At 67.5% G+C, this 4971-nt stretch carries 4 protein-coding genes and 1 tRNA gene; all 5 read right to left on the reverse strand.

The genetic code is table 11. The features are described 5' to 3' along the window. Window positions 1-550 (reverse strand): substrate-binding domain-containing protein (locus tag JMF90_RS23810; protein ID WP_201325501.1); only part of this gene is annotated, 550 nt, incomplete at its 3' end. 86 nt (window positions 551-636) lie between these two features. Continuing rightward, window positions 637-1674, reverse strand: a complete 1038-nt coding sequence (locus tag JMF90_RS23815) for a ribose ABC transporter permease (protein ID WP_006476124.1) — start codon at window positions 1672-1674, stop codon at window positions 637-639. A gap of 43 nt (window positions 1675-1717) precedes the next feature. Further along, window positions 1718-3271 (reverse strand): sugar ABC transporter ATP-binding protein, encoded by a 1554-nt coding sequence (locus JMF90_RS23820; RefSeq protein ID WP_077217786.1) that lies wholly within the window; start codon window positions 3269-3271, stop codon window positions 1718-1720. Beyond that, window positions 3258-4505, reverse strand: coding sequence for an ROK family protein (locus JMF90_RS23825; protein ID WP_011545298.1), 1248 nt, complete (start codon window positions 4503-4505; stop codon window positions 3258-3260). The genes JMF90_RS23820 and JMF90_RS23825 overlap by 14 nt, the downstream gene beginning before the upstream one ends. A gap of 294 nt (window positions 4506-4799) precedes the next feature. After that, window positions 4800-4886: transfer RNA gene (locus JMF90_RS23830), tRNA-Leu, on the reverse strand. Window positions 4887-4971 lie beyond the last annotated feature (85 nt).

Genomic DNA, 4971 nt, shown 5'->3' on the forward strand with positions numbered 1-4971 from the left:
GCTTGATGCCGGCGTTTTTCGCGAGCACGGCCTTGCAGCCGTTCACGCGATCGATCACGGCCGACACCTGCGGGCCGTTCTCGATGATCACGTTGCCCTTGCCGTTCAGCTTCTTCGCGAGGTAGTCGCACGCGAGTTCGCCGGCCTTCACGTTGTTGGTCTGCACGGTCGCGTTCGCGCCGGCCGCCGCGACGTCCACCGCGACGACCGTGATGCCGGCCGCCTGCGCCTTCTTTACCGCCGGCTCGATCGCCTTCGGGTCGGTCGCGTTGAGCAGGATCATGTCGACGTGCGCGGAAATGAAGTTGTCGATCTGCGTGAACTGCTTGTTCAGGTCGTAGTCGGCCGAGACGGCCGTGACTTTCGCATTCGGGTTGAGTTGCTTCGCGCGCGCTTCGGCGCCTTTCACGATCGTGACGAAATACGGGTTGCCGAGCGAGCCGACCGTGACGCCGATCGATTTCAGCGGCTTGTCGGCTGCATGGGCGGCGGCAGCGCCGAAGGCGAGTGCGCAGGCGACGGCGGTCAGGGCGGCGGTATGCTTGAACATGTCGTTGTGTCTCCGTGAGGTCTGTTGGTGAACGCGCGCAGGAGGACCTGCCTGCGCGCCGATGGTTGAACGATGAGGGAAGGGAGTCAAGTACGGGCCGAGTCGCGCTGGCGATAGCGGTCGAGCGCGACCGCGCCGATGATCACCAGCCCCTTGATGATGTATTGCCAGATATCGGACACGCCGAGCAGCACGAGGCCGTTGGTCAGCACCGCGATGATCAGCGCGCCGATCAGCGTGCCGACGATCGAGCCGACGCCGCCGACGAAGCTCGTGCCGCCGAGGATCACCGCGGCGATCGCGTCGAGCTCGTATGACTGGCCGAGCTGCAGGCCGTTGGCCGCATACAGGCGCGCGGCCGACATCACCGCGCCGAGGCCGGCGAGCAGGCCCGACGCCGCATACACGAACATCTGGATCGCCCGCACGTTGATGCCCGACAGACGTGCGGCCTCCGGGTTGCCGCCGACCGAATAGATCCGCATCCCGAGCACCGTGCGGCGCAGGATGAACCACGAGATCGCGATCACCGCGCACGCGATCACGACGAGCCACGGCACACCGAGGATCGAGCCGTTGCCGATGAAGGCGAACGGCAGTTGCGGGTTGAACACGGTCGTGTCGTTGCCGATCAGGCGTGCGACGCCGCGCACGGCCGTCATTGCGCCGAGCGTGACGATGAATGGCGGCAGGCGCAGGAACGAGATCAGCCCGCCGTTGATCGCGCCGAACACGAGGCCGACGATGAGCGCGAACGGCACGCCGAGCCAGCCCCAGCCGGGAATGGTCGATGCGATGAGCGCCGCGACGGCCGCGGCGGCGAGCACCGAGCCGACCGACAGGTCGATGCCGCCCGTCAGGATCACGAACGTCATGCCGGCGGCGAGCACGATGTTGATCGATGCCTGTTGCGTGACGATCGACAGGTTCTGCAACGTAAAGAAGCCGTCGGTCAGGAAGCCGAAGCCGACGCACAGGACCAGCAGCACCGGCAGCATGCCGGCCGTGCGGATCAGCGATTGCATGCGGGCGCGGTGATCGGCGCCGCGCATCAGGGGCGTACGGTTGGCGACCGGGTGGGCGGTCGCGGAAGCGAGGTTCCGCTGCTTGGTCGGGTTGATCATTTCGGTAGCCTGAATGTGAGAGTGAAATGAAAAGGGGCGGCGCTCAGTGCGCGTCGGCCAGTTCGGCCTGCGAGCCGGTGGCGAGCGCGATGATCGCTTCCTGCGTGATCGGCGTATGCGTGTGTCCGCCGAGTTCGCCTGCGATCTCGCCTTCGCGCATCACGAGCACGCGGTCGGCGACGCCGATGATTTCCGGCAGTTCGCTCGAGATCACGATTACGCCCACGCCGGCACGGGCCAGTTCGTTGATGATCCGGTAGATCTCGGATTTCGCGCCGATGTCGACGCCGCGTGTCGGTTCGTCGAGAATCAGCACGCGCGGCTTCGTCTCGAGCAGGCGCGACAGCAGCACTTTCTGCTGGTTGCCGCCGGACAGCGCGCCGACGTTGACGTTCGCGTGCGGCACCCGGATCGACAGTGACGCGATGGCGTCGCGTGCCCGTTCGGCGCCGCGCGCGAGGTCGAGCGCACCGAGCCGCGCATCGCGGTTGCACACCGAGATGTTGATGTTGTCGCGTACGCTCATGTCGAGGAACAGGCCCTGGCGCTTGCGGTCTTCGGTCAGGTAGACGAGGCCCGCGTCGATCGCGTCGCGCGGCGAGTGCGCGCCGAACGTGCGCTCGCCCAGCTTCACGTCGCCGCGCACGCGCGCCTCGGCCCCGAAGATCAGCCGCGCGAGCTCGGTGCGGCCTGCGCCGACGAGCCCCGCGATGCCGAGTACTTCGCCGGCATGCAGGTCGAGGCTGCAGCCGCGAACACGCGCACCGTCGGCGATGTCGCGGACCGACAGCAGCAGGTGGCCGGGGTCGTACGGCGCGTGTTCCTTCTTGTAGAAACCGGAGATGTCGCGGCCGACCATCATCGCGACGAGCCGCTCGGCCGACAGCGACGCGCGCTCCAGCGTGCCGACGTACGCGCCGTCGCGCAGCACCGACACGCGGTCGGACAGTTCGTAGATCTCCGCCATCCGGTGGCTGATGTAGATGATCGCGAGACCTTCCTCGCGCAACTGGCGGATCAGGCGGAACAGGTGTTCGGTTTCGCGCGACGACAGCGGCGTGGTCGGCTCGTCCATCACGAGGATGCGGGCGCGCGTGTGCACGGCGCGGGCGATTTCGACGAGCTGCTGTTCGGCGATCGACAGCGTGTCGACGAGCGTGTCGGGCCCGAACGGGGCACCCAGGCGCGCGAGCACGTCCTGGCAGCCGCGCGCCATCGCCGCGCGGTCGATCGTGCCCCAGCGCCGGTTGCCGCGGCGCAGTTCGCGGCCGACGTAGATGTTTTCCGCGACGGTCAGGTTCGGCGACAGGCACAACTCCTGGTAGATCACCGCGACGCCGGCATCGCGTGCGGCGAGCGGGCCGTCGATCTCGATGCGTTGGCCGTCGATCAGGATCTCGCCGCCGGCGTCGGCGCGGTAGGCGCCCGACAGGATCTTCATCAGCGTCGATTTGCCCGCGCCGTTCTCGCCCATCAGCGAATGGATTTCGCCCGGATAGACGGTCAGGCTGACGTTGTCGAGCGCGCGCACGGCCGGGAACGTCTTGCTGATCCCGCGCATCTCGAGCAGCGGGCGGGGCGACTCAGAACGCGACATGGTGGACCTCCTGCGAATCGGTGCGGGCGCCCTTGAGGATGCCGGCCCGCGGGGAGAAGTTGAAAAACATCGGCAGCGTGGCGGCGCCGATCGCGCCGGCGTCGGCGCCGAACGTGCCGCGCACGAGCACGGGCGTACCGCGGGCCTCGGGCGCGGTGGCCACGAGCGCGGCGCGCAGGCGGGTCGTGACCGCGTCGAGCAGGCCCGCATCGGTGTCGGCGTCGAGCACGACCACCGGCGCGTCGATCACGCACAGCACCGCGCGCAGCGCCGGTGCAAGCGCGTCGACGCAGTCGTCGATCCATTCGTCGACGGCCGGCAGGCCGCGGGCGATGCAGGCTTCGAGATCGGCGCGGTTCTCGACCGTCTCGCCGTGATGGCGCAAGTGGCGCACGAGCGCGTGCAGCGAGGCGCGTGCGAGCAGGATGTCCCACGGGCCGCGCGGCGGCGGCGCGGAGGCCAGCCGGCTGGGCGGCACCGGAATCACCGCGATGTCGCCGGCATTGCCGGTCACGCCGCGCAGGCAGTCGCCGTCGATCGCGATGCCGCCGCCGATCGCCGGCCCGATGAACAGGTAGACGAAGTCGTCGCACTGCCGGCCGTATCCGTAGAACAGTTCGGCGATCGCGGCCGCGTTGCCGTCGTTCTCGCCGAAGACGGGCAGCGACAGCGTGCGGCCGAGATCGGCCGCGAAATCGACGTCTTCCCACGCGCGGAACGTGTCGGGCGCGAGGCCGAGCTCGCGCATCCACGCGCCGAGGTTGTACGGCTGCGCGACGCCGACGCCGGTCAGGCGCGCGCGTTCATGGTCGGGGAGGAGGGCCTGCATCGCGTCGATGTCGTGACGAACGATCTCGAGCACGTCGGCGGGCGGGGGAAGCAGCGTGTCGTGCGAGCGGCGGCCGAGCACGTCGCCCGCGAAGTTGACGAGCGCCGTCTCGATGCGCATCCGGTCGAGATGGACGCCGATGCCGAACGCACCGCGCGGATCGAGGCGGATCAGCGAAGCGGGCTGGCCGCGCTGGCCTTCGGTGCGGCCAGCGAATTCGATCAGCTTCGCGTCGGCGAGCGACCCGATGATGCTGCCGACCGCCGTACCCGTCATGTTCGCGAGACGGGCGAGGTCGGCCTTCGACGCGCTGCCCGCGCGGCGCAGCGTCTTCAGCAGCAGGCGCTCGTTGTAACGGCGCACGTTGGCCGAATTGCTTCCCTGGCCGAAGTGCGGGCTTCTCATGGCGTCTCCTTCCATGGTGCGCCGTTCGGCGGCGCATTAAATAAATCACGTTGATTTATTTAACCGCGTGAGCGACGGCCTGTCAGCCTAGGGAAATCCCGGTTTTTCTACGACGGGAGATTCGTGCGGAGCGGAGTGAAGTGAAGGAATGAGGGTGCTGAACCGATCGAAGCACTGCGGGGCGGGGCAATGAGAGGAGGATAGATATGCGATACGGAAATCCCGGAGCATGTCCGATTCCGGGGCCGGAAACGAAAAAAGGCCGGCTAGAAGCCGACCTTTTTATAAATCAAGTGGTGCCCAGGAGAGGACTCGAACCTCCACGATGTTGCCACCGCTAGGACCTGAACCTAGTGCGTCTACCAATTCCGCCACCTGGGCACGTTTCGCTTGCTGCAGTGCGAAGACCGCTATTCTAGCGTGCCCGGAGAATCTGTCAACAGAATTTGAGGGGCGGACGAAAATA

The organism is Burkholderia sp. E168m23, assembly GCF_016586125.1.
GTDB classification, from domain to species: domain Bacteria; phylum Pseudomonadota; class Gammaproteobacteria; order Burkholderiales; family Burkholderiaceae; genus Burkholderia; species Burkholderia orbicola.

Bases quoted from the DNA above. Each gene is read 5' to 3' on its own strand.
- JMF90_RS23815 (WP_006476124.1), bottom strand. From the start codon at position 1,674: ATGATCAACCCGACCAAGCAGCGGAACCTCGCTTCCGCGACCGCCCAC.
- JMF90_RS23820 (WP_077217786.1), bottom strand. From the start codon at position 3,271: ATGTCGCGTTCTGAGTCGCCCCGCCCGCTGCTCGAGATGCGCGGGATC.
- JMF90_RS23825 (WP_011545298.1), bottom strand. From the start codon at position 4,505: ATGAGAAGCCCGCACTTCGGCCAGGGAAGCAATTCGGCCAACGTGCGC.